Below are 26,806 nucleotides of genomic sequence, written 5' to 3'. Positions count from 1 at the left end.
CTGCCCGCGGCATCGCTTCCGGTCACTCGCGCCCACACGGCGCAGCCACAGGTCGCCGGGCCTCGTACCCCAGGCGGGCACCCGCCCCGGAAGCTACGGTGCTCATTGATCACGACCCGATACGCGCCCTAGGCACCTTCCGCCGGCACCGAGAACAGGGGGCGGAAGTAGGAAGGGTCCGCCTTCTCCTCGACCATGCGTCCCTCAGCCTCCACCCACGCATGGGCGCCGAAGGGCAGGCGGGCCCGTACGCCCACCGTCCAGGTGGGCCAGGTGCCGCGGGCCCGGCACAGCAGGACGATCGCCAGTGAACGAGGCAGGCACCCTTCGTCCCCGGCGCAGCGGAGGCTGACGGCCACCACGGCCTCCCGGGCGGCGCGGGCCTCCTCGTACGTGGCCGGGCGGGCGCCCCCGCGCAGGCGGGTCAGTATGGCGCGGGTCCGGGCCGGCGGCTTGGCGGCCAGGCGACGGGCGACGGCCACGGCGAGCAGCACCAGCAGGCGGCGGCCCGGGGAGAGCCGGACCTTCGTCCGGTGCGGTACGACCGAACTCAACGCTGCTGCACCACCTTCGCCTGCTGGAGACTGGCCATCAGCCCCTCCACGTCCGCGCGGGCGCGTGGCTCGTCGACGTCGTAGACGGCCATCAGCCGCTCGGTGGCCTCCTGCACCGTGCTGCCGTCGACCAGGGCGCGGAAGGCGAGGGACGCGGTCCCGTTGAGCTGCCAGTAGCGGCCGTCCCTGCCGTCCAGCAGAACCGTCCCGTAGTCGGTGTCCACGGTTGAGACGTCGGGGTGCAGTCTCCATGTCATGGTTGTCTCCTGCCTCCGGCCTGTGGCTCAGGGGTGGGTGGCGGCTGTCGGCCGGGTGGCCGTGGCCCGGGCCCACAGTTCGCAGCTGAGCGCGGACTGCATCGCGCCTCGGTGGAGGCTGTCGTTGTAGGACAGATCGAACAGCTCGCGCAGCGGACCGGGGTCGATCAGGCCCAGGGCGGCCAGGCGGGAGCCGTCCCACAGTTCCGCGAGTTCCCGCCGGTGCGCTTCGAAGCCCTCGGCGACGAGCGTGGTGCCGTCGCCCTTGGTCCGCCGGGTCAGCACCCCTGGCGGCATGATGTCCGCCATCGCCGTCTTGATGAGGGGTTTGAACTCCCAGGGGGTGACACGCTCTTCGGGCCGGACGGCCAGGCACACCTGGATCACCTGGTCGTCGAGGAAGGGGGAGGTATGGCTGAAGTCCTGGGTTTCGGTCAGTTGGTGGCACTGACGGACGAGCCGTCCGGCGTCCTGGATGCCGAGGAGGTCGTTGTGCCGCCCCCGCGTCGGCGCCAGCGGCTCAGCCGTCGCGGCCGCGTCGTGCAGGGTGCGGGCCACCAGGTCCCTGGCGTCCGGGGTGAGCCATACGGGCAGGCTGGGGAAGTGGCCCCAGTCCGACAGGGGGTTCGGGGTGCGGCGGACGCGGCCGTGGGCCCGATCCGCGAACCAGCGGCGGTAGGAGCGGCCGTCCAGCAGACCTCTGGCCTCCACGCCCCAGCTGCTTCGCCGCAGTTGGCTCAGCACCCGCAGGCGCTGGGCGGCCAGCAGCGGCCTGTGGCGCAGCAGGTCGTGCTGATAGGCCGGGTGACCGCGCAGCAGTTGGTCGCCCCCGAGCCCGTCGAGGTGCAGCCGCGAGCGGTGCGCGAGGGCCCGCTGTCGTATGGCGCGCAGTCGGGGCGCGCTCAGTACGGCGGTGGACGGCTCGTCGGGAACGCCGTCCATCTCCATGAGGCCGCCGAAGAACGGCGGAAGTTCGCGGTTGGAGTAGACGATGTGGTTGAGGTCCGGCAGGCCGGCAGCGGCCTGCCTGGCCCACTGGACGTCCTCATCGGCCTGGTCGTCGTTCTCCATGGTGAACGTGGTGAACGTGGTGGGCGAGGGCCGGTGCCGGGCGGCCAGCAGGGCGATGCTGGTGGAGTCCATGCCACCGGAGAGGTCCGCGCTGACGGGCTGGGTGCCGCGGGTGCGCACCCGTATGGCGTCGTCCAGCGCCTGGCGCAGCAGTTGGCCGCCCTCGGTCAGTGAAACCACCGGTTCGGGGGCTTGCCACCAGCGTTTGACCAGGGGCTGCCGGCCGTCCGGATCCAGCGCCAGGTACGAGCCCGGAGGCACCGCGGAGACGTTCTGCCACGGCGGTAGGTCACCCAGTGGGTGCGGCAGCGCGTCCAGGGTGCGCAGGGCGAGCAGGGCCGGGTCGAGCGGGGCGTCCAATACGGCCGCCAGGACGTCCGCGCGGTCCGCGGCGACGGTGAGTGCGCGCAGCTCACCGTGCGCACCCAGTTCACCGTGCGCGCCCAGCTCACCGTGGAAGACCCGGCGCAGTCCGGAGGCGGTGCCCTGTACGCGCAGGCGGCCACGTACGGAGGCGACGAGGTGGTAGCTGCCGGCCCAGGCCAGGCCCAGTCGGTCGAGGTCGGTCAGATCGTCGATTCGGGCGGCCGCCGCAGCGAGTTCGTCCTGGGTCGCCGAGCAGTGGCCGATCACGGCGAGCCGGGTGTCGCCTCGCTCCGCCACCAGGGCCCGGCTTTCGGCCGTCCGGCCGGCCACACAGGGCCGGCCGGACGGGTGCCTCAGCAGGATGTGCACGCCGTCCGTGGGGAGCCGGCCGATAGCGGCTGCCGCGCCCTCAACATCCGGCAGCGCGACGAAGTAATGCCAACCGGCATCGGCCATGTCAATGTCCTTAGGGGGTGTGCCGCATCAGCGTCGGCCTCAGAGGCTTAGAGCCTGTCGTAGAAATGAATCACGTTCTCGTAGCCGGTCAGGCCGAAATAGCCGGTGTCCTCCTGGAAGGAGCCACACTCGACCATCTTGGGCGTTTCATAGGCCTGGAGCTCGTTGGTCTCCTGGAGTTCGTCGCCCTGCATCACAGTTCACCTCCCCGTTGACTGGTGTGACCGCTCAGGGCAACGCGTTCCGAAGCGGAAGGTTTCGCGGACGCCGGAATAACTCCCAACTGACCGCTGACCAAAGGGACTTGAGCCCCTATCGCCGCCCTGGGCGTGATCGACAGCGAATCACGCGGCTCACCGCGATTCAAGATTCACGATCGACCGCCCTGCCATGAATATTCCGGAATGCTCCCTCTTACTTTTGCCCCGACCCCACAGGGCACAGCTCCGGCCGATCTCCGCCCGGGCACGCCGGCTGGTTTGACGCCTCTTTAGATAACCGCTATCTATTGGGGAGTCGCAGAGGAGGGTGGTCCGTGCAGGACGTGGTGCTGGCGCTGCTGGCCAAGGAGCCATCGCACGGGTACGACCTGCGCGGGCGGTTGGTGGCGGCGCTCGGGCCGCTGGGGGAGACGCTGAACGCGGGGCAGATCTATGTGACGCTCACCCGGCTCGAAAAGGCGGGCCTGGTCGTCCAGGAGCGTGAGGACGAGCCGGTGCGCGGCCCGCGCCGCAAGGTGTACGCGCTGACCGCGGCCGGGCAGGAGCGGGTGGCCGCGTGGATGGCCGAGGACCCCGGGCCCAGAGCGGACGTGGCGGAGTTCCACCTGAAGCTGGTGGCCGCCGGCGAGTCGGGCCTGGCTGATCCGCTCGCGCTCGTGGACGCGCGGCGGCGGGAGCTGATGCGCAGCCTCGCCGAAACCCAGCGCGCCGCCCTCGCTCACGACACGGGCTCGGAGGCCGGGCTGCTTCTGGAGGGCATCGCGCTCCGATTGCAGGCCGATCTGCGCTGGTTGGAGGCGTGCGAGCGGACCTGGTCCGCCCACATACGGCGTGGGAAAGGCAGAGGAAACGGATGACGAGTGACGGTCAGCGGGCCAGGGGCCGGTCGCGGCGGCAGGGGGCGGACGACAGCCCGGGCGCGGGGTGGTCCGGCCGCGGGCACGGTACGGCGGCCGGGCCGGTGCTGCGCACGGTCGGCCTGGCCCGGGTGTACGGCGAGGACGAGAGCGCGGTGTGGGCCGTCGACGGGGTCGACCTCGATGTTCCCACCGGGCAGACGCTCGCCGTGACCGGGCCCAGCGGCTGTGGCAAGTCCACGCTGCTCCAGCTTCTCGGCGGTCTCGACCGGCCCACCGAGGGAGAGGTGTGGCTCGGTGGGCGGCGCGTCGACGACCTCGGCGAGCGGGCGCTGGCCCGGCTACGGCGCCGCGCCGTCGGGTTCGTCTTCCAGGCCTACCACCTGATGGACGAGCTGACCGCGGCGGAGAACGTCGAGCTGCCCGCGCTGCTCGCCGGCGCCTCACCGCGCACCGCCCGCCGCCGTGCCGCCGAACTCCTCGATCAGGTCGGGCTCGCCGACCGGGCCCGGCATCTGCCCTCGGAGCTGTCCGGCGGGCAGCGGCAGCGGGTCGCCATCGCCCGCGCCCTGGTCAACAAGCCGCTGGTGGTCCTCGCCGACGAGCCCACCGGAAACCTCGACAGCGCCGCGACCCACGACATCCTCCGGCTCTTCGACGAGCTGCGCGCCGCCGGCCAGACCCTGGTCATGGTCACCCACGACGAACGCGTCGCCGCCACCGCCGACCGCATCGTCTCCCTGCGCGACGGCACGCTGGCCCACGACACCCCCTTGGGCACCTCCCTGTACACCGACAGCGGCAGCGACAGCGACAGCGACAGCGGCACCACACGGCTCGGCACGCTCTTGAGCTGGGAGGACTGACCGTGGGGCATCTGCTGCTGATGTGGCGCCTGGTCCTGCGCGATATGCGCCGCCGGCCCGGCGAGGCCGTCATGTTCCTGCTCGCCGTCACCATCGCCGGCGCCAGCCTGACCCTCGGACTGGCGACCAACGACGCCGTGGTCACCGGGTACGAGAAGACCCGCGCGGCCACCGCGGGACCCGACATCATCGCCACCACGACGGCCACTGACCCGTCCCGCGTGGCCGAACGCCTCGCGGACGCGCCCGGTGTGGCCGCGCACGCCGACCCGGTCTTCGCGTTCGACACCTACATCAAGGCACACGGCGAAACCGCGCACTCCTCCGTCGAGGGGCGCGAGACCTCACCGTCCGCCGTGGACCGACCGCTGGTGACCTCCGGCACCTGGGTGCGTCCCGGCGGCGCGGTGGTCGAGCGCGGGTTCGCGCAAGCACTCGGCGTGCGCGTCGGCGACCGCGTCACCATCAGCGGACGCGGCTATCCCGTCGTCGGGACCGCGATCAGCGCGGCCACCGGGGTGTATCCGGCGAGCGACGCCGCGCAGGGGGCCGGGCCGTCCGACTACGGCGGCAGGATCTGGCTCACCTCCACCGACACCCGCGCCGCGGCGGGGGACGAGCCCAGTGTCCACCTGATCCTTCTGAAGCTGACCGATCCCACGGCGACGAAACGATGGCAGGACACCGTGTTCGGCCACGACCGCGAGGTCGACTCCTCGGTCAACGTCCACTACTGGCAGGACGTCCTCCAGTCGGACCTGTCCATGATCCGGGCCATCCAGCCTGCCCTGGTGGTCGGCGGCTGGCTGCTCGCCGTCGCCGCGATGGTCACCCTCGCCGCGCTCGCCACCACCCGCGCCGCCCGCGACAACCGGCGTGCCGCACTGCTCAAGGCCGTCGGCGCCGGACCCGCCACCGTCACCTCCGCCCTGCTGGCGCAGTACCTGCTGCTGACCCTCCTGGCCTCCGCGCTCGGGCTGACCGCCGGGACGCTGGCCGCGCCCCACCTGGTCGATCCCAGCGCCGGGCTGCTCAACACCGTCAGCCCTCCGGACTCCGACACCGTCACCGCCGCGATCTTCCTCGCCGTGGTGGTCGCCCTGACCGGTGCGCTCGGCCCCGCCCTGCGCGCCGCCCGCACCAGCACCGTCCACGCCCTGGCCGACCCGGCGCACCTGCTCACGCGCCACCCGCGGCTGAACGCCATGACGGCGCATCTGCCCACCTCGCTCCTGCTCGGCATCCGGCTGCTCGCCCGCCGGCCCGGCCGCGCCGTCCTGGCCTCCGCCGGTACGGCCACCACCACCCTCATGGTCACCGCCCTGCTCACCTGGCACACCGAACTCGGCGGGAGGCCCGACTTCAAGCGGTTCGGCCCCGTCGAAGTGCGGGTCGACCTGACCGGCGAGGTGCTGCTCGCCGTCACGGTCACGCTGGTGGCGCTGTCCACGCTCAACACCGTGCTGCTCGGCTGGAGCACCGCCGTACAGGCCCGGCGCGCCCTGTCCATCGCCCGTACCCTCGGCGCCACACCCGGCCAGGTCGTCGCGGCGCTCTGCGCCGCGCAACTCCTGCCCGCCGTGCCCGGAGTGGCGGTGGGTGTTCCGGCCGGGCTCGGCCTGTACTGGTTGTTCGGCACGCAGGTCACGCCCCCGGGATCGTGGCTGCTCACCGCCGCGCTCACCATCCTGCTGGCCATCGCGGCGCTGACCGCGCTGCCCGCATGGGTCCACACCCGCAGCCCCGCCGGGCGCGTCCTCAACGCCGAACCCGCCTGACAGACCCGTCCCCCGCCTGACGGACTCCTCCCGCCTGCTCAGAGTCTGCACACGATGATGCGGCCGGTGTCGCCGCCAGAGGCGACGAGCGAGCCGTCCGCGGAGACCCTGACCGTATAGGTGCGCCCCGTGCCGCGCTCTCCTGGGTGGCGTACGAAGGCGGGGTCGCTGTGGCGGGTAGCGGCGTCGACGACGTCGGTGTCGCCCCGTCGGCCGATGGCCAGGGTGGCGCCGTCGGGCGAGTAGGCCCAGCCGAAGCAGGTGGCCCAGCGGTCGGTGAGGTGCGGGTTCGGGTGCGGGAAGTGCCAGACGAGTTCGCCGGTCTCCAGGGAGTACGCGCAGGGTCCCTCGGCGGACTCGGGGTTGGCGACCAGCAGCGTGTCGGCCGGGTCGAAGCCGATCGCATGCGGTTTGCGGTCCATCGGGATACGGCACAGGACCGCACCCCGGTCGAGGTCCCAGATCTCGACCTCGGTGACCTCGGGGTCGTCCTCCTTGTACCGGGACCCCTTGGTGAAGCACAGCGCCATGAGCTTCCCGGACGGCGAAAGCGCGCCCGCCCAGCAGCGCATGGCGGGCCTTTCCGCGGACGTCGCGAACACCTCGTTCCATTCCTGGTCGAGTGCGTCGAGGATGCGTACGCGGTCGCCCGTGTCGAAGAGCAGCAGCAGCCGCCGGGCCGCGTCCCACGAAGGACGGACGCGGAAAGGGTTGAAGTCGGCGTCCTGGAACTCCCGGTACTGGCCGAGAATCCGGGTTCGGCCGCTTGCCGGATCAAAGAGCCGCGTTTCCTCGTTGAGCGCGTAGACGATGCGCTCACCGCCGGCGTCGAAGTGCACGGCGTGCACGAATGTCTGCCTCTTGCCCACTGGTTCGGCGTGGATCAGCCGGCGGTGTCCGGTGGCGACGTCGATCAGGTGGATCTCGGCGCCGTACGCGTCCTTGAGCATGGTGCCGACGGCGATGGTCCGGCCGTCCGGAGACAGGTCGAACGCCTCGGCCCAGGACCGGTTGGGGACCTTGACGTCGAGCACGATGTCGCCGCGCGCCGCCTGGGCGGCGTCGGCGACGCAGGCGAAGCCCTCCCGCAGCTTCTTCCAGCGCAGTTCCTCGAACTCCCGCGCCGCCTCTTGCTCGTTCGCGCACTCCGTCACGGTCTCCCGGGGCCGCCTTCCCTCGGTCCACGCCGAGCGGATCAGCCGCGGGCCCTCGACGGCGATCCGGTAGAACTTCACCTTCGCCGGGTCGGCCGACGACCTCATCGTTGTGTCCAGGCTGGTCATGGCAGGTCACCTTCTCGGCCGTGAACGGCCGACCTTGTACGCTCGGCCGTTCACACCTCGTCGCGCTCCCGACTGTCCCCTACGACAGGACGGTAACGGGTCGCATCCACCCAGCCCCCGACAGGTGTCAGGGGGAGGGTGCGGGGGCGGTGACAAACACCCACGCCGAGCGTGCGCGATCACGCACGTTGACCCCGGCGACGACAGTGGAAATGGTCCCGGTCGGGCCGGTTGGCCCGCTCGGTATGCCCGCAGCGCGGACAGCGCTGCGAGGTGTAGGCCGCGTCCACCTCGAGGAACGGCACCCCGGCCCTGCGGGCCTTGTAGGCCAGGTGCGCTCCGAGCTGGCGGAAAGGCCAGGAGGAGAGAGTGCCCCGCTGGTCGCGGCGTAGCCGTACCCGCTCGCGGATCCCGCCGAGTGCCTCGACGGCGATGCCGCGACCGGTGCGTTGCGCGACGGACACGATCTCCTTGCTGATCCGGTGGTTCACATGCGTGGCATGACGCTGTTCCTTCCGCCTGCGGCGGGCAAGGCGCCGCCGGGCTGAACGGCCTTCTTCTTCTGGAGTTCGGCGCGTTTGCGGGCCTGTCGGCGCCGATAGCGGGACAGGCGCCGTCCCTGGTAATTCGTGCCATCGGATGTGGTGGCGAGGTTCAAGCTGATCCGGGGAGCAGGCGAACCGGATCCCCCGCATCCGCCCGGCCACCGTCCAGATCGACACCGTGCGCGCATCGTACTGCCAGGACAGACAGCGATCATCGAACGGCTGCGCCGCCTGCGGACGGAAGCCGATGAGGGTACCGACAGCCGCACGGTACCGCTTGCACGTGGGCGGGCCCAGACTCCCCGCCCGCACATTGGCCCCCAGCGCCGCATACGCATCGACGACCTTCTTCACCGCCCGCACCGCTGGCTGCGCCGACAGCCCGAACCTCGCCTTCAGCTCCCCATACACCCCTTGCAGGCCATTGCGGTCCTTCAGGTCCTTGGCGAAGGCGACCTGCGAGGCACAGGTAGCGGCCCGGTTGCAAGCGCGCAGGGTCGCCTCCAGCGCCGACGCCTCCTCGGGCGTCGGCAGCAATCTCACCTGCGCCACCAGCTTCATAACATCGGACCATAGTGCGATAACCGCACACGCGACCGCCCCTTCCCCAGCGGCCATCCGTCCCGGTGACACATGGGACAGATGTTCGCTTCCCCGTCTGCCCGGTGGACGTGCGGGCGCTCAGCGCCCGGAAAGCGGATGCCGCGACGCTCCGCATCGCCAGGACGGGAGGCGATCCCTCCCCAGCGTGAACGCCGGGGCATCCTCGCCAGAACCAGGTGAAGCTATACGGAGGGGCTGACACGGGCCCCGCCCGGGTTCGACATGGAGTTGAGGGTTGTCCGCTCATCGGCCGCGGGTCGCGGGGCACGGCTACACCACCGCCCTGGCGGTCGGCTTCGGCATCCTCCTCGCCGCCGTATGCGTCACGGCACCGCTGGTCCGGAAACCACGACGGTCATAAGTTCAGCCCACGGTCCAGAACACGAGCGTGTCCATGGTGTGGCCGTACTCCAGGGAGCTCTGCCACTCCTCGTGCTCCACATTGAATTTGTCGATGAGGAGTTTCGCGTCGTAGGTGAAGTTGTGGTCCAAGCGGTCGAGTACGGCCGTGTAGGCGTCGGCGACGGACTTGGCCTTGGAGAGGGGGAGGTAGCCGATGGCCGGGTAGCCGTCCGTGGGGCTCGGGACGGAGAACGGGAGCAGGTCGGTGAAGTCCGCGAACAGGAAGCTGCACGGCAACAGGTCGGCGGGGACTCCCAGAGCGCGGAGTTCGTCGTCCATGCGGCCGAAGAAGGTGGACGGTTTGGAATACACGCCCACGTCGATGGGGTCGGATCCGATGCATTCGAGGACGGCCAGCAGCGCGGCGTAGTACGCGTATCCGACGCGCTCGCCCTCGGCGTCGGCCCGGCCCATGATGAGGTGCTCCAGGGCCTCGGGGACGGTGAGGCCCCAGTCGATGCGCTGGTAGTCGATGCGGCGCTGGACGGCCCGCGCCTGCTCGCGCATGGTGTCGTGGATCTGCCGCTGCTGGGCGGTGAACTCGCCGCCTTGCAGATAGGCGAGAGTCCGGCTCATGGTTAGCACCTTCATGCTGATCACGTGGCTCATGCGGGTCATGGTCGCAAGCCCTGCCGACAGGGCCGCCACCGAGAGTGGTTCGGGCGGCACCGAAACGTTCCGCGCTTAGCGTCGGGCCATGACGCACACGACGCATGAGTTCAACCGCTTCGCGGACGTACGGGCGGCGCTCGCCGACCCGGCCCTCGTCCCGGAACTCCCGGCTACGGACGGGGGTCCCGTGGGGGCGAGCGTCGCCTGGCTGCGTGCCACCGTCGCCCGGTTCAGCTCCGGCGAGCCGCATCGGCGGCGGCGGGCTCTGGTGGAGGCCGAACTGGCCCGGCTGGAGCCCGCCGCGCTGTGGCGGGCGGCGGCGACCGGGCCCAAGGGGGAGGTCCGGGTGCGGGTGGTGCGTGCCCTCGCCGAAGCCCTGGGGATGCCGGAGCCCGGGGCGGTCGCGGAGGCGGTGACCGTGGTGGCCGGGGCCTACTTCGGGGGTACGGACCCGGCCGCGGACGAGGCGGTGGCTCGGCTGGTGGCGTGTCTGGCGCCGGCCGGTGCCGATGAGGCCGCTCTGGAGGCCGTCGCCAACCGCATCGGGCTGCTGGTGCAGGCATGCGACGCGACGGCCACGCTGGTGGAGTCCTGCGCGGGGGCCGCGCTGGTGAAGTCCCCGGCGGGCAGCGACGTACCACCTGCTGCGGGGGCCGCGCCGGTGAGGGCCGCGACGGGCCGCGCCGTACCACCTGCCGCAGGCGACACACCGACGGACGCCGCGACCAGCCCCGACGTACCGCCGGCCCGGGTACTCCGGGAGGATCCGCCGGTACGGACCATGCGCCGGATCGCCGCCCGCGCCACCCGGGTCGGCGGCCGGGAGATCGCCGAGGGCGATGTGGTGCTCCTGGACCTCGCGACCGCCCAGCGCACGCGCCCCGTACCCCTGACCTTCGGCGCACCGCCGCGGGTCTGCCCCGGCCGGGCCCACGCCCTCGCCCTGGCCGACGGACTGCTCCAGCGCCCGCTGACGGCCTTCGCCCGGCTGCACCACCAGGCCGCCGCCACCCCGCTGCTGCTGCCCAACGCCTGGGACTACGCCTCCGCCGCCGCCCTGGCGGCGCAGGGCTTCCCGGCGATCGGCACCACGAGCCTGGGCGTGGCCGCGGCGGCCGGTCTGCCGGACGGGGCGGCCGCGACCGCGGACGCGACCTTGGCCCTGGCCCGCAGCCTCGGACGGGGGTCCTTCCTGTTCACCGTCGACGCCGAAGGGGGCTTCAGCGACGACGTGGAGGAAGTGGCCGCGCTGGCCCGCGAGCTGTACGACGCGGGCGCCGCGGGGATCAACCTGGAGGACGGCCGGCCGGACGGCACCCTCGCCCCCGTGGAGCTGCACGCCGCGAAGATCGCCGCCGTCAAGGCCGCCGTACCCGCCCTGTTCGTGAACGCCCGCACCGACACCCACTGGCTCGGACGCCAGCGGGAGGAGACCGCGGCGCGCCTCGCACGCTACGAACAGGCCGGGGCGGACGGGGTGTTCGTACCGGGGCTGTCGGATCCGGGCGGGATCGCCGCGCTGACGGCGACTCTCCTCGTCCCGCTGAACATCCTGTACACGCCGACCGGGCCCACCGTCGCCGAGCTGGCCGCGCTGGGCGTACGCAGGGTCAGCCTCGGCTCGCTGCTCTACCGCAGGGCCCTGGCCGCGGCCGTGACCGCCGCGACCGCCGTCCGCGACGGCCGGCCGGCAGACCTCACGGCCCCCTCCTACGCGGAGGTACAGACACTGGCGGAGCCCTGATGTCACCGTGAATCCGCCGTCCCGGCGGATGGTTACTGTGCTGGCATGTCCGAGACCTCTGGCCAACTCTCGTTCGACACCGACACCGACACCGACACCGATCCAGCCACGTCCGCCGCCGCGGTGCCCGGGCTGCGCTACATCGCCGACTGGCTCGCCCCCGATGCCGGTGCGGCCCTGCTCGCGGGGATCGATGCGGCGGCGTGGTCGGCGCAGCTGAAGCGGCGCGTACAGCACTACGGCCATCGGTACGACTACGGCCGCCGCTCCGTGGCCACCGTGGCCGCCGATGCGTCGCAGCCGACCGCGCCGCCGCTTCCGGTGTGGGCCCGGGAGCCGGCCGCCCGGCTGGTGGACGAGGGGTTGCTGGACCGGGAGGCGGACCAGGTGATCGTCAACGAGTACCAGCCGGGGCAGGGGATCAGCGCCCATGTCGACTGCGTGCCGTGCTTCGGGCCGGTCGTCGCCGCGATATCCCTGGGTTCCAGCTGTCTGATGGACTTCACCGACCCCGACGACGGCACCAAGCTGGCGGTGCCGCTGGCGCCGGGCAGCCTGCTGGTCATGGCCGGTCCGGCCCGATACGCCTGGCGGCATGCCATCGCCGCGCGCAAGAGCGACCCCGGGGCGGCCGGACGGGTGCTCCGTGGTCGCCGGGTGTCGGTGACCTTCCGCACGGTCCTCCACGCAGGTCAATGACCCCCGGATGCGACCCCGGCGGCGGCCACCGATGTAACGGTTGGCCGCCGCCGCGCCAAGTAGCGGGTGAAGGGACCACCGACCACGTTGGAGGAACGGGTGCCCTTGATACCCGAACGGGCCGCCGTGCCCGAACGACATGCGAGCCGGGCCGCGCCGCCCCGGCCGGACGCCGCCGGATTCGCGGTGTTCTACGAAGAGAACTTCGACACCGTCCTCGGCTTTGTGACCCGGCGCACCACCTGCCCGCAGCTGGCCGCTGACCTCACCGCCGACATCTTCGTCGCCGCGCTGGAGGCCGCGGGCCAGTACGACCCGAAGCGCGGGGCGCCCGCCGCCTGGCTGTACGGCATCGCCCGCAACGTCCTGGCCGCGCACTACCGGGGCAGCGCCCGCGAGCAGCAGGTGATGGCCCGGCTGAACGGGCGTCGGCTGCTGGACGAGGAGGACATCGCCGCGCTGGAGGAGCGGATCGACGCGGCGCGGGCGGCGCGCGAACTGGTCGAGCGGCACCGCGCGCTGAGCGAGCCGCTGCGCGAAGTCCTCGATCTGGTGGCCGTCGACGGCCTCACCCCGCGCGAGGCCGCACAGGCCCTCGGGCTCAACCAGGCGACCGTACGGGTCCGCCTGCACCGCGCGAAGCGCGCGCTGCGCGCCGGACGCCCGCCCATCACCGAACCCGCCGAACGCACAGGCCACACCCTGGAGGTTGTCTCATGAGCGCGCCCACCCAGTTCAAGCAGCGCCTGGCGGCGGAGCTGTCGGCCATGGCCACCGCCCAGGCTCCCGCCCCGGCCACCCGGGCCCCGGCCCGCCGTCTTCGCCTCCCGCTCGCGGTCGCGACGGTGGCGGCGGCCGCCGCGGCGGCGGTGGTCGTGCCGGCGCTGAGCGGATCGGGCGGCTCGCCCGCGTACGCCGTGACCAAGAAGGACGACGGCTCCCTGCTCCTGCACCTGAACCGCCCCGAGGGCCTGCCCGGCCTCCAGCAGCAGTTGAAGAAGATGGGCGTACGGGCGGCTGCCCTGGAGGGGGACGAGAACTGCCCCACGGGCGCGCCGCCCCACGCCCCCTGGGCCACCGCGGGCTACGCGCTGACGTTCCCGTCCGAGCCCGGGAAGGCCGTCATCCACCCGGACCTGATCCCGGACGACACCACCGCGTCGGACGGCCGGCGGGTAGCCGGGGCGACGCTGCTCATCGTGGCGGAGTTCGGCAAGGACAACGCGACCAAGGCGGTGTCCTTCCGGCTGGTGTCGAAGGTCCCGAAGTGCAGCGTGCCGGGGATCGGCGGCGGTCCGGACGCGCACGCCTGACCCGTAGGCGCGAGCTCAGATCGCCCGGAAGTCCCGGACCGAGAAGCGCGGGGCGCGGCGGGGCGGGACGCGGCCGGAGAGGAGGATCAGGCGGGCGGCGCGGTGGCGCTGGCCGGCGTAGGGGGCCAGCAGCCGCAGCATCGCCGCGTCGTCGGTGCCGCGCTCACCGGTGAGGGCATAGCCGATGATCTTCGGAAGGTGCAGATCGCCGACCGTGATCGCGTCCGGCGTGCCATTGCTGCGCTGCAGCGTCTCGGCCGCCGTCCACGGGCCGATGCCCGGGATGGCCTGGAGCCGGGCCGAGGCCGCGGCGAGGTCCATGGCCGCGGCCTCCTCCAGCCGCCGGGCGGCCCGTACGGCCCGCAGGATGGTCGACGAGCGCTTGGCGTCGACCCCGGCCCGGTGCCACTCCCACGACGGGATCAGCGCCCAGGCGCGCGGCTCCGGCATGACCCGCAGCCGCTCGGCGGGGCCGGGCGCGGGCTCGCCGTGGCGCTGCAGCAGCAGCCGCCAGCCCCGGTACGCCTCGTCGCTGGTGACCTTCTGCTCCAGGATCGAGGGGATCAGCGACTCCAGGACAAGCCCGGTGCGGATCAGCCTGAGGCCCGGGTGGCGGCGGTGCGCCTGGTGCACCAGGCGGTGGCGTGGGGTGAAGGCGGAGGGGTCGTCCTCGGCGCCGAGCAGGGCGGGCAGACGCTCCAGCAGCCAGTCCGCGCCCGGCCCCCACGCCTGCGCCTCGACCGCCTCGCCCCGGCGTACGAGCCGTATCGTCCCCGCGCCCTGAGGGGTGCGGCTGGCCCGCCAGACGGCGCCGTCGGCGGACACCTGGAACGCCGGGTCCCCCGGCCCCCGCCGCAGCACGCTCAGGTTGCGCGCGAGGTCGTACGGACCGGAGGGGGTCCAACTGCGGTGGGCGGGCACACCGCCAGCCTACGGCGCGCCCCCGACACGCCCGCACAAGCCCTCACTGGTCCGACGAGAAGCGCACCGCCCCCGCCGGGATGTCCGCCCCGCACCACACCCGCACCCCGTCCCGCAGCTCGTTGTCCGGCCCCACCAGCGCGCCGTCCCCGACCACCGCGCCCTGGAGCACCGTACGGGCCCCGATCCGGGCCCGCGCGCCGATGAGGGAGTCGCGGACCTGCGCGCCCTCCTCCACCACCGCGCCGGCCAGCACCGTGGAGCCGTCGATGCTGGCGCCCGCGCCCACCCGGGCCGCGGGGCCGATGACGGTGCCGCCGGTGAGCTTGGCGTCACGCGCCACCTGCGCGCTGTCCAGGATCAGCCGGTCGCCGCAGCGGCCGGGGACCGCCGGGGAGGGGGCGCGGCCCAGCACCAGGTCGGCGGAGCCGCGGACGAATGCCTGCGGGGTGCCGAGGTCGAGCCAGTACGTGGAGTCGACCATGCCCTGGAGATGGGCGCCCGCGGCCAGCAGGCCGGGGAAGGTCTCGCGTTCGACGGAGACGGGGCGGCCGGCCGGGATGGCGTCGATCACCGAGCGGTTGAAGACGTAGGCGCCCGCGTTTATCTGGTCGGTGACGATCTCCTCGGCGGTCTGCGGCTTTTCGAGGAAGGCGGTGACCCGCCCGGTGGCGTCGGTCGGCACCAGCCCGTACGCGCGCGGGTCGGTGACGCGGGTGAGGTGCAGGGAGACATCGGCGCCGGTGGTGCGGTGGGTGCCGACGAGGGCGCGTATGTCGAGCCCGGTGAGGATGTCGCCGTTGAAGACGAGCACGGGGTCGTCCGGGCCCGAGCGCAGCCGGGAGGCGACGTTGCGGATGGCGCCGCCGGTGCCCAGCGGCTCCTGCTCCGTCACGTATTCGAGGTGCAGGCCGAGTGACGAGCCGTCACCGAAGTACGGCTCGAACACCTCGGCCAGGTACGACGTGGCGAGCACGATGTGCTCGACCCCGGCCGCGCGGGCGCGCGCCAGCTGGTGGGTGAGGAACGGGACGCCGGCCGCCGGGACCATCGGCTTGGGGGTGTTCACCGTCATCGGCCGCAGTCGGGTGCCCTTGCCGCCGACCAGGAGGATCGCTTCTGGCGTCGCTGGCGCTGTGGTCACGTATCGTCTCTGCTTCCTGCTGGGGCTCGCCGGGTCGGCGGCCAGTGTATGCAGACCTCGAGTACCCGGCCCGCGCCTGGTCAGCGGCCTTGCGGTCGGCGACCCCGAGGTCGCTGACCCCGCGGTCGCCGACCACGCGGTCAGCGGCCCTGCAGCCGGGCGGCCGTGCTGCGCACGGTGCCGAGTTTGGCGTACAGGGCGTTGCCCGGGCACTCGGTGTTGTAGCCGTCGCGGTGTCCGGAGATGACACGCAGCTTGGCCTTGGTGCCCTTCTTGAATCTGTTGCCGCCGGCGGACTTCAGATGAGTGGTGCCGCTCGGGTTCCGGCCGAACAGGCCGAGCTTCCAGGCGGTGAGCTTGGCCACGGCCTTGACCGCCTTGCTGGAGGGCTTCTTGGAGGAGTAGGTGCCGAGCACCGCGATCCCCATGCTGTTCGTGTTGAATCCGCGCGTGTGCGCGCCCTGAACGGCCTTCGACACGCCCCCGGATCTGCCCTCGTAGATGTTTCCGCACTTGTCGACGGCGAAGTTGTAGCCGAAGTCACGCCACCCCAGGCTGCTGACGTGGTAGCGGTAGATGCTCCGCATCATGGACGGCGCCTGCGAGCAGCTGTACGCGTTGCCCGTCACGGTGTGGTGGACGAAGGCGGCCTTGACGGTCTTGGTGTAGCGGTGGCCCTTCTCACGCAGCTTCTCGTCGGCGCCCCAGCCGGCGCGGGTGACGATACGGGGCCGCGGCGCGGTGTACGGATGGGCCGAGCTGGTGTTCGGCGGCTCCTCGGGGAGCTCGAGCGGGGGCGCGGTGGAGGGTTCGGGGGTGAGCTCGGAGGGCTCCGGCTCCGGGGGCGCCGACGCGTCGTCCGGGTCGGCCTGCGGGGCCTCGGGCGACGCGGAGAGGTCCGCCGGGGGCTCCTCCACCGCGGTCTCGGAACCGGTCTCGGAGCTGGGGGCCGAACCGGTTTCGGAGCTCGGCTCGGGACTCGGCTCGGCGCTGGGCTCGGCGCTGGGCTCGGCGCTGGGGTCGGTGGTCAGCGGCCGGGCGAGCGTCGCGGGGCCACGGCCCGGGTCGACGAGCTCCAGCCGGAGCCCGGAGGGCAGGCCGGCCGGCTGGGCGGAGAGCACACCGGAGCCGCCGCGGGGGCTGACCCGCGCCTGGACGCCGTTGGAGTCGCCGACCCACAGGGGCGTGGTGCCGCCGCGCTGCCGGCCCCGGGCGCCCTCGGGCGAATCGGGGTCGGGGGCGTCGTCGTCGAACGCTTCCAGGTCGCGCCAGGCCGACCACGCGCCGGTGGCCGCCTCGCGGGTGCGGACCTGCACCTGTCCGCCCAGCCGCGCGGAGGCGTCGTCCCAGACCACGCCGACGAGGGAGAAGGGCCGCACGCTCCGTGGCTCGACCCCCAGCGCGGCGCCGGAGGACATCGCCGCGCCCCGGTCGAGGCCGCCGCCGCCCAGCGGGAGCAGCGGCAGCGACTGGGTGCTGCCGTCGACTGATCCTGTACGGCCCTCGAGGTCCGCGCGGGCGGGGGCCGGGTTGAGGGTGAGGGGGAGAGCGAGGGCGGCGGTGCACGCGACGCCGATCGAAGATGCCAGAAATGCACGCATGGAAAAAATACTGGACATAACGCAACAAATCTGTCCATTCGAGAAGGCGTTGACCGGACCCGGAATCCGGCGTCCACGGCCCCCCGCACCGCCCGTGGCGCGCCCCGGCGCCGCGTACCCTGGCGCCGATGAACGCTACCGAGCACACCCCCGCCGACCTGCTGCGATCCGCGCTCGCCGCGGATCCGGCGCGTCCGCTTGTCACCTTCTACGACGACGCGACCGGCGAGCGCGTCGAACTGTCCGTGGCCACCTTCGCCAATTGGGTGGCGAAAACCGCGAATCTCCTCCAGGGCGACCTCGCCGCAGCGCCCGGCGACCGGCTGGCGCTGCTGCTGCCCGCCCACTGGCAGACCGCGGTGTGGCTGCTGGCCTGCTCCTCCGTGGGCGTGGTGGCCGAGGTGGGCGGCGATCCGGCCGCCGCGGACCTCGTGGTCAGCGGCCCCGACACGCTGGAGGCGGCGCGCGCCTGCTCCGGGGAGCGGGTGGCGCTGGCGCTGCGCCCCCTGGGCGGGCGGTTCCCGCAGCCGCCGGAGGGCTTCACCGACTACGCCGTGGAGGTGCCCGGCCAGGGCGACCGCTTCGCGCCGTACGCGCCGGTGGACCCGCACGCCCCCGCGCTCACCGTGGCCGGTCTCGAGCTGACGGCGGCGGAGCTGGTGGAGCGGGCGCGTGCCGACGCGGCCGGGCGGGGGCTCGGCCCCGGCTCCCGGATGCTGTCCGGGCTGCCGTACGACACCTGGGAGGGACTGTCGTACGGGCTGTACGCGCCGCTGGCCACGGGCGGCTCGGTGGTGCTGTGCCGCCATCTGGACCGGCTGGACGAGGGCCGGCTCGCCGAGCGCCGGGCCAGCGAGCGGGTCACCGCGACCGCGCCGTAGCGGCCCCACGGAAGCAGAGGCGCTTCCCCGGGGCCCATTGGGGCCACTCCCCCGAAGAAAATCCGCCGGCCCCTGACCCGTCCGGCGGACCCGTGGGCCGAGCCCACGGGCTCCGCCGCCCACCCCGCGCGATGATCGACGCTACGTACAACCATGTGCGGGGTTCGCATGTCTGTTCCGGTAATCACGGCCCCGGCACGGGCCGATGCCGCTCCTCCCGGCCGAGGAGGTGGACGGGTGGGAGGACGCAGACGTGACGGCGGAGAGCACCGAAGAAAACGCCGAAGACAGCACCGAAGAGACGCCGAAACGAAGACGCCGGGGCCGCTGGCTGCGTCTGTTCGCGCTGGCGGTGGCCCTGCTGGTGCTGTCCGGGGCCGGGGTGGGCTGGTGGCTCTACGAACGGCTCGACGGCAACATCAAGACGGACACCCGCACCGAGAACGAGCTGCGGAAGTTCGCGGCCGAGCGGCCGGTGGCACTGGTCAGGGACGCACAGAACATCCTGCTCATCGGCTCCGACAACCGCGGCGGCAAGGGCAACGGCAAGTACGGCAAGGACACCGGCACCCAGCGCTCGGACACCACGATCCTGCTGCATCTGCAGGCCGGTGGGAAGAGCGCCACCGCCATCTCCATCCCGCGCGACCTGATGGTGGACATCCCCAGCTGCACCCAGGCGGACGGGAAGCGCGGCAAGGCGAAGTTCGCCCAATTCAACTGGGCGTTCGAATTCGGCGGGCCGGCCTGCACGATCCGCACCGTCGAAAAGCTCACCGGCATCCGGGTCGATCACCACATGATCGTGGATTTCAGCGGCTTCAAGAAGATGGTCAACGCCGTCGGCGGCGTCGAGGTGTGCCTGAAGGACCCCATCGACGACGACGAGGCGCATCTGCGGCTGCCCGAGGGCCGCCAGGTGCTCCGCGGCGAGCAGGCCCTCGGCTATGTCCGGGCGCGGTACAGCATCGGTGACGGCAGCGACACCGAGCGTATCGGGCGGCAGCAGGAATTCCTCGGCGCGCTTGTGAAGAAGTTGCAGAGCAATGGTGTGCTGCTCAATCCGACCCGGCTGTATCCGGTGCTCGACGCCGCGACGTCCTCGCTGACCACAGATCCGGGCCTGAGCTCGCTCAAGGACCTGTACGACCTGGTGCGCGGCATGCGGAGCATCCCTCGCGAGAAGATCCGGTTCCTCACGATTCCGCGGCAGCCCTACACCTACAACCGAAACCGCGATGAGCTGGTCCAGCCCGATGCCGACCGGCTGTTTCGCCAACTCCGCCTGGATCACCCGGTGTCGGTGGCCAAGACGGTCACCCACGCCTCCGGCGACGACCCCAAGGGCGGGAAGTCCACACCGTACGAAGGAACTACCGCGGCACATGACATGTGCCGATAAAAGCTCCAAAAGGTACGCTCAACAGTTCCTCAAAGATCTCGAAAGGATTGGGCAGATTGCCCAGTTGTAGGGAAGTGGAATTTGTCACCGGCGTCGCTTGACGCTGAACTGGACGGATAGTGTGAGCGATCCAGTGCGCTTACCAGGTGGCCGCGCACTACCTTTTAACGATCGACCGGTGCGCCTTGAGGGGGAGGCGCCGCGTGGCACCAACGGAGGACTCAGGGGACCGTGGACGCGCAAGGCCATGGGCAGGCGGACGATTTTGATCCCGCCGATCAGTGGGTGTTCGACCCGAACACCGGCAGCTATGAGCTGCGGCTGAATCCTGCCGGGGATTCAGCGGATATCACCCCCGAGGAACGGCCGGCCCCCAGATCCAGGAGCCGTCGCCGCGCCGAGCCCGAGCCACCGACGGCGACGCCGTCGCGCGGGCGGCGGAGGGCGGCGGGCAAGCCGGAGAAGCCGACGGGACCCACCAGTCGGCGTAAGCCGAAGCCGAAGAAGTCCAAGGCGAAGAAGGTGCTGTACTGGACCAGCGGCACCCTCGCCTTCATCCTGGTCGGCGGGTCCGTCGCGGCGTACCTCGTCTACCAGCACCTCAACAACAACATCAAGAAGGTCGACGTCGGCGAGAACAACGCCGCGGTCAGCGACGGCCCGATGAACATCCTGGTCATCGGCACCGACAAACGCGATGGCAAGGGCAACGAGGGGTACGGCGACGCGGGTAGCGTCGGCCACGCCGACACCACCCTCCTCTTCCATGTCTCCAAGGACCGGACGAACGCCACCGCGCTGTCCATCCCGCGCGACATGATCACCGACATCCCGGACTGCGTCACCAGGAAAGACGGCACCAAAAAGACCATCCCGGGCGAGGAAGGGGTGCGCTTCAACACCAGCCTCGGGCAGGAGGAGCGCGACCCCAGCTGCACCTGGGCGACGGTCGAGAAGATCACCGGGCTGCAGATCAACCACTTCCTGATGGCGGACTTCAACGCCGTCAAGACGCTCTCCAGCGCCGTCGGCGGGGTCGAGGTCTGTCTGGGCAAGGACATCGACGACCCCAAGTCGCATCTCAAGCTGAGCAAGGGCCGGCACACCATCGAGGGCGAGCAGGCCCTGGCGTTCGTACGGACCCGGCACAGCGTCGGCTTCGAGAGCGACCTGGACCGGATCAAGCTCCAGCAGCAGTTCCTCAGCTCGATGATGCGCAAGATGAAGTCGAGCGGCACCCTGACCAGCCCCACGAAGATGTGGGACCTGGCCAACTCCGCCACCAAGGCGCTCACGGTGGACACCGGCATCGGCACCGTGAACAAGCTCAAGGACCTGGCGCTGAACCTCAGCAAGGTCGATCTGAAGAACGTCACCTTCGCCACCGTCCCGGTGGTCGACAACACCGACGGCGCGACGGTGCTGCTCGACAAGGCCAAGGCGGAGCCGCTGTTCGCCATGGTCAGGCAGGATGTGTCGCTGACCGAGGTGAAGAAGAAGGAGAAGGCCGACAAGGCCAAGGAAGCCGCCAGGCTCAAGGGCCCCAAGGCCGACCCGGCGAACGTCCGGGTGAAGGTCCTCAACGGCAGCGGGAAGATGGGCGCTGCCCAGGAGACGGTCGACTGGATGCAGAACACCGAGGGGATGCTCCGCACCAGCAACGGCGGAAACGCTTCGGCGAATCTGAAGAAGACGACGCTGGAGTACGCCCCGAACCAGGCCGACCAGGCGCGCCGTCTGGCCGACAGCATGGGACTGCCCGGCTCCGCCCTCAAGGAGGGCACCAAGGACGCCGCCCCCATGGCGGAGATGACTCTCACCCTCGGCGCCGACTTCAAGGGCGCCGGCACACCGATCACCGCTCCGGCAAAGGCGCCGAAGGACATTCAGAGAGTCGAGGCGGACGACAAGAGCGTCTGCGCGAAGTAATCACCGCCGGCCATCGGAGCACTCTCACCCATCCGGCCGGAACCATTGATGAGCAGGGGAGGCCGGGTGCGGCAGAGCAGTGTGCGCGGGGAGGGCTCCCGTCGGCGGGTGCCCGAACCCCGTGACGGAGGCGGGGACCGCGCCCCGCACGAGGAGAGCGGCGCAGGCGCGCCGCATGACACCGAGGCCAGAAGCCGCGAGGGCGCCGGAGCCAGGGACACCGCGAGTGCCGCCGGGGCGGGGGCCGGCGGCCGTGCGGCGTCCCGGCGCGCCGCCCGGGCCGATGGTGCGGGCGGCGGACGCCGCCGCAAGGGCAAGGGCCCGCGCCGCAAGAGGAGCAGAGGTGTGCGAATACTTCGCTGGACCGCGCTGACCCTGGCCGTGCTGATAGTCGGCGCGGCCGGCGCGGGCTATCTCTACTACGAGCACCTGAACAGCAACATCAAGAAGGCTGAGCTCGACCTCGGCGACAGCAAGCTCACCAAACCCGAGCCCAACGCCGCGGGCCAGACCCCCCTGAACATCCTCCTGATCGGCCAGGACAGCCGTAACGACAAGGAGAACCTGAAACTCGGCGGCGCCAAGCAGGACGTCGGCCGCAAGGGGCTCGCCGATGTGGAGATGCTGGTGCACGTCTCGGCCGACCGCAGCAACATGACGGTGATCAGCATCCCGCGCGACACCAGGGTCACCATCCCCAAGTGCACGGACCCCAAGACCGACGAGGTCTACGAGAAGACGGTCGCGCCGATCAACGAATCGCTCACGCACGGCGGACCCGGCTGCACGGTGGCCACCTGGAAGGAGCTCACCGGCATCTACATCGACCACTTCATGATGGTCGACTTCAAGGGCGTGGTGGACATGGCGGACGCCATCGGCGGCGTCCCGGTGTGCGTGGACAAGAACATCTACTCCCACGACAGCCGCGGCCACGGCTCCGGTCTGCGGCTGACCAAGGGCACCCACCCGGTCAAGGGCGTCCAGGCCCTCCAGTGGCTGCGTACGCGGTACGGCTTCGAGGACAACACCGACATCGGCCGGGCCAAGGCCCAGCACATGTACATGAGCTCCATGATCCGGCAGCTCAAGTCCGGCACCAAGCTCTCCGACCCGGGCCAGCTGATGGACCTGGCGGAGGCCGCGACCAACTCGCTGACCGTCGACCACGGCCTCGGCACCGTCAAGAAGCTCTACGACCTGGGCAACGACCTCAAGCGGGTGCCGACCAAGCGGACCACGATGATCACCATGCCGTGGGAGTACCGCGGCCCCTCTGACGCCCTGTACCCGGTGCCCAAGCCCGGCGACGCCGAGAAGACCTTCTCGCTCGTCCGCAACGACATCGCGCTGGACGGCAAGGACAAGAAGAAGAAGGACAAGGTCCCGGCCCCCAGCCGGCCCAAGGGCGAGCTCCCGGTCGTCGTGCAGAACGGCACCGGCTCCACCGTCCTGGGACCGGTCGGCGGCCGGGCCGGCGACATCACCAATGAGCTGATCCGGCTCGGCTACGCCAAGGCCGAGGCCAACACTCAGCTGACCTCGCAGGCCGACACCACCATCAGCTACCCGGGCGAGGCCAAGCAGGGCGACGCGCTGGCCGTGGCCAAGGCGCTGGGGCTACCGAAGAGCGCGGTCAAGGAGTCCAAGTCGGTCACCGAGGTGACCCTGGTCGTCGGCAACGACTGGCGCGAGGGCACGGCCTTCCCGAAGTCCGAGGCCGACGACGAGGACAAGGCGCCCGAGATCGCGGACAAGACCAACGGCGAGGAGAAGAAGTGCATGAGCGTCAACGACGACTACACGTTCTGAGCACGACGTTCTGAGCACGCGCCGCTGAGCAGGCCGAAGGGGCCGGATCCAACCAGGTTCGCCTGGCTGGATCCGGCCCCTTCGGCGTACGCGTAACCGGTGGGTGGGCTACTGGCTCGCCGTGACCGCCGGGCGGCGGCTGGCGATGACCTTCCTGGCCAGCGCGCGCGGGCTGGTGAGAAAGCCCCAGCCCCACGACATGTGCATGGTCGCCAGCGCCACCGGGATCTGCAGCCGGGCCTTCAGCGGCAGCCCCTTGCCGGCCGGGACGGAGCCCGCCGCGATGGCCGCCAGATAGCCGCCCGGCACCAGCAGCCCCCACGGGGTCAGCGCGGCGCCGACCACGACGCCCGCCGCGATGGCGACGACGGCGGTCGGCGGCGCCAGATAGCGCAGATTGATCGAGCCCTGGTGGAAGCGGGCCACCACATGCCGCCAGCGGCCGTAGTTCCTGTACTGCTTGGCCAGCTCCCGCACATTGGGGCGCGGCCGGTACGAGACCTTGAGCTCGGGCGAGAACCAGATCAGCCCGCCCGCCTCGCGGATCCGGAAGTTCAGCTCCCAGTCCTGGGCCCGGATGAACTCCTCGTTGTATCCGCCCTGCTGTTCCAGCACCTCACGGCGGAACACCCCGAGGTACACGGTCTCGGCCGGGGCCGCCTCGCCGCCGGTGTGGAAGGCGGCGTTGCCCACGCCGATCTTCGAGGTCATGGCGGCGGCGACGGCGCGCTCCCAGTCGTTCTCGCCCTCGGCGTGCATGATGCCGCCGACGTTCTGCGCGCCGGTCTCCTCCATGAGCCGCACCGCGGTCGCGATGTAGTCCGGCGACAGCATGCCGTGGCCGTCGACCCGCACCACCACCGGATGGCGGGACGCCTTGATCGCGGCGTTCAGGGCGGCGGGGGTGCGGCCCGTGGGGTTGGGCACCGTATGCACCCGCGGATCCTCGCGCACCAGCTCGGCGGCGATCTCGTCGGTACGGTCCTTCGACGGGCCGAGGGCGATCACCACCTCCAGTTCCCCGGTGTACTCCTGCTCCAGGATGTGCCGGACGGAGTTGCGCAGATGACGTTCCTCATTGAGCACCGGCATGATCACGGAGACGGCCGGGAGCTGATGCGGGGGCATGGCACCTCGGGGGTCGGGGGGAGGTCCCCCAGAAGCTGTGGTTGTCGAATTTCGAGAGGCCACGTTACCGCGAATGGTGGACACCGGAGCGCGCCGCCCGGGTGGCAGCGGGCGGGGCGGGCGGCGTGGGGCCGCCGCTCCGCTCATCGTATGGCCCTACGGTGTCCGCGGTTGTGCCCCGCAGTCCCAGCCAGGCCCGTCGCCTGCCCCGCAGACCCACCAGACCGCCCCGCAGACCCACCAGACCCCTCGCCGTCACGGAGGTCCCCCGCAGTGAGTGCACCGGCCCGCCCGCCGCGCCCCCGGCAGCCCTCCCGGCCCCGCTGGGGCCTGCGGATCGTCTCGGGCGCCGCAGCCCTGGTGCTGCTCGCCGGCGGCGTGGGGCATCTGCTGGTCACCGAGCTGGAGTCCGGCATCCACCGGGTCGACGCGTTCGGTGGCCTCGACGACCGGCCCATGGACAGCGACCGGGGCGTCAACATCCTGGTCGTCGGCACCGACGGCCGGGACAAGATCACCCGCGCGCAGAAGCGGCGCTACCGGCTGGGCGGCGCCCCCTGCCACTGCACCGACACCATCATGTTGGTGCATCTGTCGGCCGACCGGGACCGCGCCAGCGTGGTCAGCCTCCCCCGCGACTCGTACGCCCGGATCCCCGCGTACACCACACCGTCCGGGCGGGTGCGCCCGGCGCACCACCAGAAGCTCAACGCCGCCTATGCCGAGGGCGGCCCCAGCCTGACCGTACGCACCGTGGAGCATATGACCCGGGTGCACATCGACCACTACCTGGAAGTGGACTTCACCAGCTTCATGAAGACCGTGGACGTGGTGGGCGGGGTCACGGTCTGTACGACGCGGCCGCTCAAGGATCCCTACACCGGTCTGAACCTGTCGGCCGGCACCCATGCCCTGGACGGCGGCCAGGCGCTCCAGTACGTACGCTCCCGGCATCTCGACGGCGCCGCGGACCTGGGCCGGATCCGCCGCCAGCAGCGGTTCCTGGCCGCCGTCATCCACCAGGTGACCGGCAGCGGCACCCTGCTGAACCCGGTGAAGTTCGGCCGGGTCGCGGCCACCCTGTTCGGCTCGGTCCGCGCCGACCGCGGCTTCGGCGCGGCGGACATGGTCGCGCTGGGCCAGGCCATGCGCGGCTTCACCGTCGAGTCCTCGGAGTTCGTCTCGGTCCCGGTCCAGCTGCCCGGCACCCAGGTCAAGGGCCTCGGCTCGACGCTCCGCTGGGACCGGGTACGGGCCGCGCGCCTGTTCCAGGCCCTCCGCGAGGACCGCCCGCTCGCCGTCCACCGCCGCAAGCGGCTGCGGGCCACCCCGGTCGACGTACCGCCCGCCCAGGTCCGCGTCCGGGTGTTCAACGGCACCAGCACCACGGGCCTGGCCCGGCGCACCCTCCGCACGCTGCGCACCCAGGGCTTCGCCACCACCGGGACCCCGGCGGACGCCAGGTCCTCGGCGGTGCGGCGCACGCTGATCGAGTACGACCCGATCTGGAACCGCTCGGTGCGCACCCTGGCCGCCGCCCTGCCCGGCGCCCGGCTGAAGCCGGTGGCGCGGCAGGGGTCGGTGATGCGGGTCACGCTGGGCTCTGACTTCCGGGCGGTGCACCCGGTACGGGCCGAGGACCCCACGGCGGAGAAGGGCGCGGGCACGGCGGTCAGCGGTGCCGAGGTCGCCTGCCCCTAGGGGTGCGGACGGTGCCGGTGTTGCGAACGGGGCGGGTGTCGCGGGGCCCCGCGGGCTGCGGCTCCCCCCGGGCGGCCGCACCGGCCCGCCGCCCGCCCACGTACAGCCCGATCAGGGCGGTCAGCAGGGCCAGGACCTGGGTGCACAGGCCCACCAGGGCCGTCGCGATCGCCGGCACATTGGCCTGGAGCGTCGTCCCGTCCTGCCCGCTGTCCTGCCGCCGCGCCGCGGGCAGGGCCGCCGCGCTGTGCAGGGCGGCGGGGCGCCACAGCGCCCTCGGCTGCCCGCCCTGCGGCTGCTGCTGGGGCTGCTGGGGTTGCTGCTGGGGCTGCTGGGGCTGGTTCGGTGACTCCTGGGGCCCCGGTGAGTTCGTGTCGGGCCCGCCGGTCGGGGGTGACGTCGGCGGTGAGGTCGGAGGTGAGGTCGGGATGACGTCAGTGTCCGTCGGGGTCGGCGTGACCGGCGCCTGGCCCGGCGTGGTGGACCAGGTGGGGTTGGGTTCGGGGGTGACGGTGCGCACGGGCCTGACCGTCAGCGTGACGAGTCCGCCCGCGTTGATGACCGTCCCGCCGACCATCAGCCCGACGGCGACGAACAGCAGGGTGGCCGGGATGTGGATGACGGCCAGCGAACCGGCGCGGGGAAGGCGTGGCATGCGCC

Annotated in this window: 25 protein-coding genes; 13 read left to right on the top strand and 12 right to left on the bottom strand. The window is 71.8% G+C overall.

The features are described from left to right. Positions 1-128: 128 nt before the first annotated feature. From ACFV2X_RS24660 to ACFV2X_RS24645, 4 genes are read right to left on the bottom strand one after another with little or no spacing between them, the layout of a single operon-like run. Entirely contained in the window at positions 129-554 is a 426-nt protein-coding gene (locus tag ACFV2X_RS24660) for a lasso peptide biosynthesis B2 protein (RefSeq protein ID WP_089507160.1), read from the bottom strand. Continuing rightward, positions 551-811, bottom strand: a complete 261-nt coding sequence (locus ACFV2X_RS24655; protein WP_385620007.1) for a lasso peptide biosynthesis PqqD family chaperone — start codon at positions 809-811, stop codon at positions 551-553. The genes ACFV2X_RS24660 and ACFV2X_RS24655 overlap by 4 nt, the downstream gene beginning before the upstream one ends. Positions 812-838: 27 nt before the next feature. After that, positions 839-2,704 (bottom strand): asparagine synthase-related protein, encoded by a 1,866-nt coding sequence (locus ACFV2X_RS24650; protein ID WP_385620006.1) that lies wholly within the window; start codon positions 2,702-2,704, stop codon positions 839-841. Between the two features lie 47 nt (positions 2,705-2,751). After that, positions 2,752-2,898 carry a keywimysin-related RiPP gene (locus tag ACFV2X_RS24645; protein ID WP_107485598.1) on the bottom strand — a complete coding sequence of 49 codons (147 nt, stop codon included), beginning with the start codon at positions 2,896-2,898 and terminating at the stop codon, positions 2,752-2,754. A gap of 341 nt (positions 2,899-3,239) precedes the next feature. Here ACFV2X_RS24645 and ACFV2X_RS24640 point away from each other — a divergent pair, with 341 nt between their 5' ends. The 3 genes from ACFV2X_RS24640 to ACFV2X_RS24630 are packed head-to-tail and all read left to right on the top strand — an operon-like array spanning position 3,240 to position 6,426. Further along, positions 3,240-3,782: a PadR family transcriptional regulator gene (locus ACFV2X_RS24640; protein ID WP_089507157.1), complete on the top strand. Its 543-nt coding sequence runs from the start codon at positions 3,240-3,242 to the stop codon at positions 3,780-3,782. Next, positions 3,779-4,648 carry an ABC transporter ATP-binding protein gene (locus ACFV2X_RS24635; protein WP_385620003.1) on the top strand — a complete coding sequence of 290 codons (870 nt, stop codon included), beginning with the start codon at positions 3,779-3,781 and terminating at the stop codon, positions 4,646-4,648. Before ACFV2X_RS24640 ends, ACFV2X_RS24635 begins: the two co-directional genes overlap by 4 nt. Before the next feature lie 2 nt (positions 4,649-4,650). Continuing rightward, positions 4,651-6,426, top strand: coding sequence for an FtsX-like permease family protein (locus ACFV2X_RS24630; RefSeq protein WP_385620001.1), 1,776 nt, complete (start codon positions 4,651-4,653; stop codon positions 6,424-6,426). 38 nt (positions 6,427-6,464) lie between these two features. Here the strand turns inward: ACFV2X_RS24630 and ACFV2X_RS24625 are convergent, their stop codons facing one another. After that, positions 6,465-7,709, bottom strand: coding sequence for a WD40 repeat domain-containing protein (locus tag ACFV2X_RS24625; RefSeq protein WP_385619999.1), 1,245 nt, complete (start codon positions 7,707-7,709; stop codon positions 6,465-6,467). Between the two features lie 179 nt (positions 7,710-7,888). Further along, positions 7,889-8,815: an IS200/IS605 family accessory protein TnpB-related protein gene (locus ACFV2X_RS24620; RefSeq protein ID WP_385619998.1), complete on the bottom strand. Its 927-nt coding sequence runs from the start codon at positions 8,813-8,815 to the stop codon at positions 7,889-7,891. Between the two features lie 277 nt (positions 8,816-9,092). Here ACFV2X_RS24620 and ACFV2X_RS24615 point away from each other — a divergent pair, with 277 nt between their 5' ends. Continuing rightward, positions 9,093-9,218: a hypothetical protein gene (locus ACFV2X_RS24615; protein ID WP_385619996.1), complete on the top strand. Its 126-nt coding sequence runs from the start codon at positions 9,093-9,095 to the stop codon at positions 9,216-9,218. Between the two features lie 2 nt (positions 9,219-9,220). On the opposite strand, the gene ACFV2X_RS24610 is transcribed toward ACFV2X_RS24615, so the two are convergent. Then, positions 9,221-9,835 carry a hypothetical protein gene (locus ACFV2X_RS24610; protein ID WP_385619993.1) on the bottom strand — a complete coding sequence of 205 codons (615 nt, stop codon included), beginning with the start codon at positions 9,833-9,835 and terminating at the stop codon, positions 9,221-9,223. Positions 9,836-9,956: 121 nt separating this feature from the next. Between ACFV2X_RS24610 and ACFV2X_RS24605 the strand changes: the two genes are divergently transcribed. The 4 genes from ACFV2X_RS24605 (at position 9,957) to ACFV2X_RS24590 (ending at position 13,627) form a co-directional block, all read left to right on the top strand. Beyond that, on the top strand, positions 9,957-11,615 hold the full coding sequence (locus ACFV2X_RS24605) for an isocitrate lyase/phosphoenolpyruvate mutase family protein (protein ID WP_385619990.1): 1,659 nt from the start codon (positions 9,957-9,959) through the stop codon (positions 11,613-11,615). Between the two features lie 45 nt (positions 11,616-11,660). Continuing rightward, the gene (locus ACFV2X_RS24600) at positions 11,661-12,314 is read left to right on the top strand and encodes an alpha-ketoglutarate-dependent dioxygenase AlkB (protein ID WP_385619988.1); all 654 of its coding nucleotides are present in this window, start codon (positions 11,661-11,663) and stop codon (positions 12,312-12,314) included. A gap of 99 nt (positions 12,315-12,413) precedes the next feature. After that, on the top strand, positions 12,414-13,034 hold the full coding sequence (locus ACFV2X_RS24595; RefSeq protein WP_385619985.1) for an RNA polymerase sigma factor: 621 nt from the start codon (positions 12,414-12,416) through the stop codon (positions 13,032-13,034). Continuing rightward, positions 13,031-13,627 (top strand): hypothetical protein, encoded by a 597-nt coding sequence (locus ACFV2X_RS24590; RefSeq protein WP_385619983.1) that lies wholly within the window; start codon positions 13,031-13,033, stop codon positions 13,625-13,627. Before ACFV2X_RS24595 ends, ACFV2X_RS24590 begins: the two co-directional genes overlap by 4 nt. Before the next feature lie 15 nt (positions 13,628-13,642). Here the strand turns inward: ACFV2X_RS24590 and ACFV2X_RS24585 are convergent, their stop codons facing one another. From ACFV2X_RS24585 to ACFV2X_RS24575, 3 genes are all read right to left on the bottom strand, one after another. After that, entirely contained in the window at positions 13,643-14,548 is a 906-nt protein-coding gene (locus tag ACFV2X_RS24585) for a DNA-3-methyladenine glycosylase family protein (protein WP_385619980.1), read from the bottom strand. 43 nt (positions 14,549-14,591) lie between these two features. Continuing rightward, on the bottom strand, positions 14,592-15,692 hold the full coding sequence (locus tag ACFV2X_RS24580) for a sugar phosphate nucleotidyltransferase (protein WP_385619977.1): 1,101 nt from the start codon (positions 15,690-15,692) through the stop codon (positions 14,592-14,594). 140 nt (positions 15,693-15,832) lie between these two features. Further along, positions 15,833-17,293, bottom strand: a complete 1,461-nt coding sequence (locus ACFV2X_RS24575) for an N-acetylmuramoyl-L-alanine amidase (RefSeq protein WP_385619975.1) — start codon at positions 17,291-17,293, stop codon at positions 15,833-15,835. Between the two features lie 128 nt (positions 17,294-17,421). On the opposite strand from ACFV2X_RS24575, the gene ACFV2X_RS24570 reads away from it, so the two are divergent. The 4 genes from ACFV2X_RS24570 (at position 17,422) to ACFV2X_RS24555 (ending at position 23,317) form a co-directional block, all read left to right on the top strand. Next, positions 17,422-18,174 (top strand): TIGR03089 family protein, encoded by a 753-nt coding sequence (locus tag ACFV2X_RS24570; protein WP_385619973.1) that lies wholly within the window; start codon positions 17,422-17,424, stop codon positions 18,172-18,174. Between the two features lie 205 nt (positions 18,175-18,379). Continuing rightward, a complete protein-coding gene (locus ACFV2X_RS24565; RefSeq protein WP_385619971.1) occupies positions 18,380-19,576 on the top strand; it encodes an LCP family protein in 1,197 nt (398 codons plus the stop codon). A gap of 231 nt (positions 19,577-19,807) precedes the next feature. Beyond that, a complete protein-coding gene (locus ACFV2X_RS24560; RefSeq protein ID WP_385619969.1) occupies positions 19,808-21,505 on the top strand; it encodes an LCP family protein in 1,698 nt (565 codons plus the stop codon). A gap of 48 nt (positions 21,506-21,553) precedes the next feature. Then, a complete protein-coding gene (locus ACFV2X_RS24555; RefSeq protein WP_385619966.1) occupies positions 21,554-23,317 on the top strand; it encodes an LCP family protein in 1,764 nt (587 codons plus the stop codon). A 108-nt stretch (positions 23,318-23,425) separates the two neighbouring features. Here the strand turns inward: ACFV2X_RS24555 and ACFV2X_RS24550 are convergent, their stop codons facing one another. After that, positions 23,426-24,445, bottom strand: a complete 1,020-nt coding sequence (locus ACFV2X_RS24550; RefSeq protein ID WP_385619963.1) for a glycosyltransferase family 2 protein — start codon at positions 24,443-24,445, stop codon at positions 23,426-23,428. Positions 24,446-24,718: 273 nt separating this feature from the next. On the opposite strand from ACFV2X_RS24550, the gene ACFV2X_RS24545 reads away from it, so the two are divergent. Continuing rightward, entirely contained in the window at positions 24,719-26,146 is a 1,428-nt protein-coding gene (locus ACFV2X_RS24545; protein ID WP_385619960.1) for an LCP family protein, read from the top strand. On the opposite strand, the gene ACFV2X_RS24540 is transcribed toward ACFV2X_RS24545, so the two are convergent. Next, positions 26,118-26,801 (bottom strand): hypothetical protein, encoded by a 684-nt coding sequence (locus ACFV2X_RS24540; RefSeq protein ID WP_385619958.1) that lies wholly within the window; start codon positions 26,799-26,801, stop codon positions 26,118-26,120. The genes ACFV2X_RS24545 and ACFV2X_RS24540 overlap by 29 nt on opposite strands. Between the last annotated feature and the right edge of the window lie 5 nt (positions 26,802-26,806).

This window comes from Streptomyces sp. NPDC059679 (genome assembly GCF_042734105.1).
GTDB lineage: Bacteria > Actinomycetota > Actinomycetes > Streptomycetales > Streptomycetaceae > Streptomyces.
The sequence above is the reverse complement of the archived record's forward strand: the minus strand, read 5'-3'. Positions and strand labels throughout refer to the sequence as shown.

Coding starts and splice junctions, on each gene's coding strand:
- ACFV2X_RS24635 (WP_385620003.1), top strand. CDS start 3,779: ATGACGAGTGACGGTCAGCGGGCCAGGGGCCGGTCGCGGCGGCAGGGG.
- ACFV2X_RS24605 (WP_385619990.1), top strand. CDS start 9,957: ATGACGCACACGACGCATGAGTTCAACCGCTTCGCGGACGTACGGGCG.
- ACFV2X_RS24650 (WP_385620006.1), bottom strand. CDS start 2,704: ATGGCCGATGCCGGTTGGCATTACTTCGTCGCGCTGCCGGATGTTGAG.
- ACFV2X_RS24565 (WP_385619971.1), top strand. CDS start 18,380: ATGCCGCTCCTCCCGGCCGAGGAGGTGGACGGGTGGGAGGACGCAGAC.
- ACFV2X_RS24550 (WP_385619963.1), bottom strand. CDS start 24,445: ATGCCCCCGCATCAGCTCCCGGCCGTCTCCGTGATCATGCCGGTGCTC.
- ACFV2X_RS24600 (WP_385619988.1), top strand. CDS start 11,661: ATGTCCGAGACCTCTGGCCAACTCTCGTTCGACACCGACACCGACACC.
- ACFV2X_RS24590 (WP_385619983.1), top strand. CDS start 13,031: ATGAGCGCGCCCACCCAGTTCAAGCAGCGCCTGGCGGCGGAGCTGTCG.
- ACFV2X_RS24540 (WP_385619958.1), bottom strand. CDS start 26,801: ATGCCACGCCTTCCCCGCGCCGGTTCGCTGGCCGTCATCCACATCCCG.
- ACFV2X_RS24625 (WP_385619999.1), bottom strand. CDS start 7,709: ATGACCAGCCTGGACACAACGATGAGGTCGTCGGCCGACCCGGCGAAG.
- ACFV2X_RS24610 (WP_385619993.1), bottom strand. CDS start 9,835: ATGAGCCGGACTCTCGCCTATCTGCAAGGCGGCGAGTTCACCGCCCAG.
- ACFV2X_RS24555 (WP_385619966.1), top strand. CDS start 21,554: ATGAGCAGGGGAGGCCGGGTGCGGCAGAGCAGTGTGCGCGGGGAGGGC.
- ACFV2X_RS24575 (WP_385619975.1), bottom strand. CDS start 17,293: ATGCGTGCATTTCTGGCATCTTCGATCGGCGTCGCGTGCACCGCCGCC.
- ACFV2X_RS24655 (WP_385620007.1), bottom strand. CDS start 811: ATGACATGGAGACTGCACCCCGACGTCTCAACCGTGGACACCGACTAC.
- ACFV2X_RS24645 (WP_107485598.1), bottom strand. CDS start 2,898: ATGCAGGGCGACGAACTCCAGGAGACCAACGAGCTCCAGGCCTATGAA.
- ACFV2X_RS24570 (WP_385619973.1), top strand. CDS start 17,422: ATGAACGCTACCGAGCACACCCCCGCCGACCTGCTGCGATCCGCGCTC.
- ACFV2X_RS24620 (WP_385619998.1), bottom strand. CDS start 8,815: ATGAAGCTGGTGGCGCAGGTGAGATTGCTGCCGACGCCCGAGGAGGCG.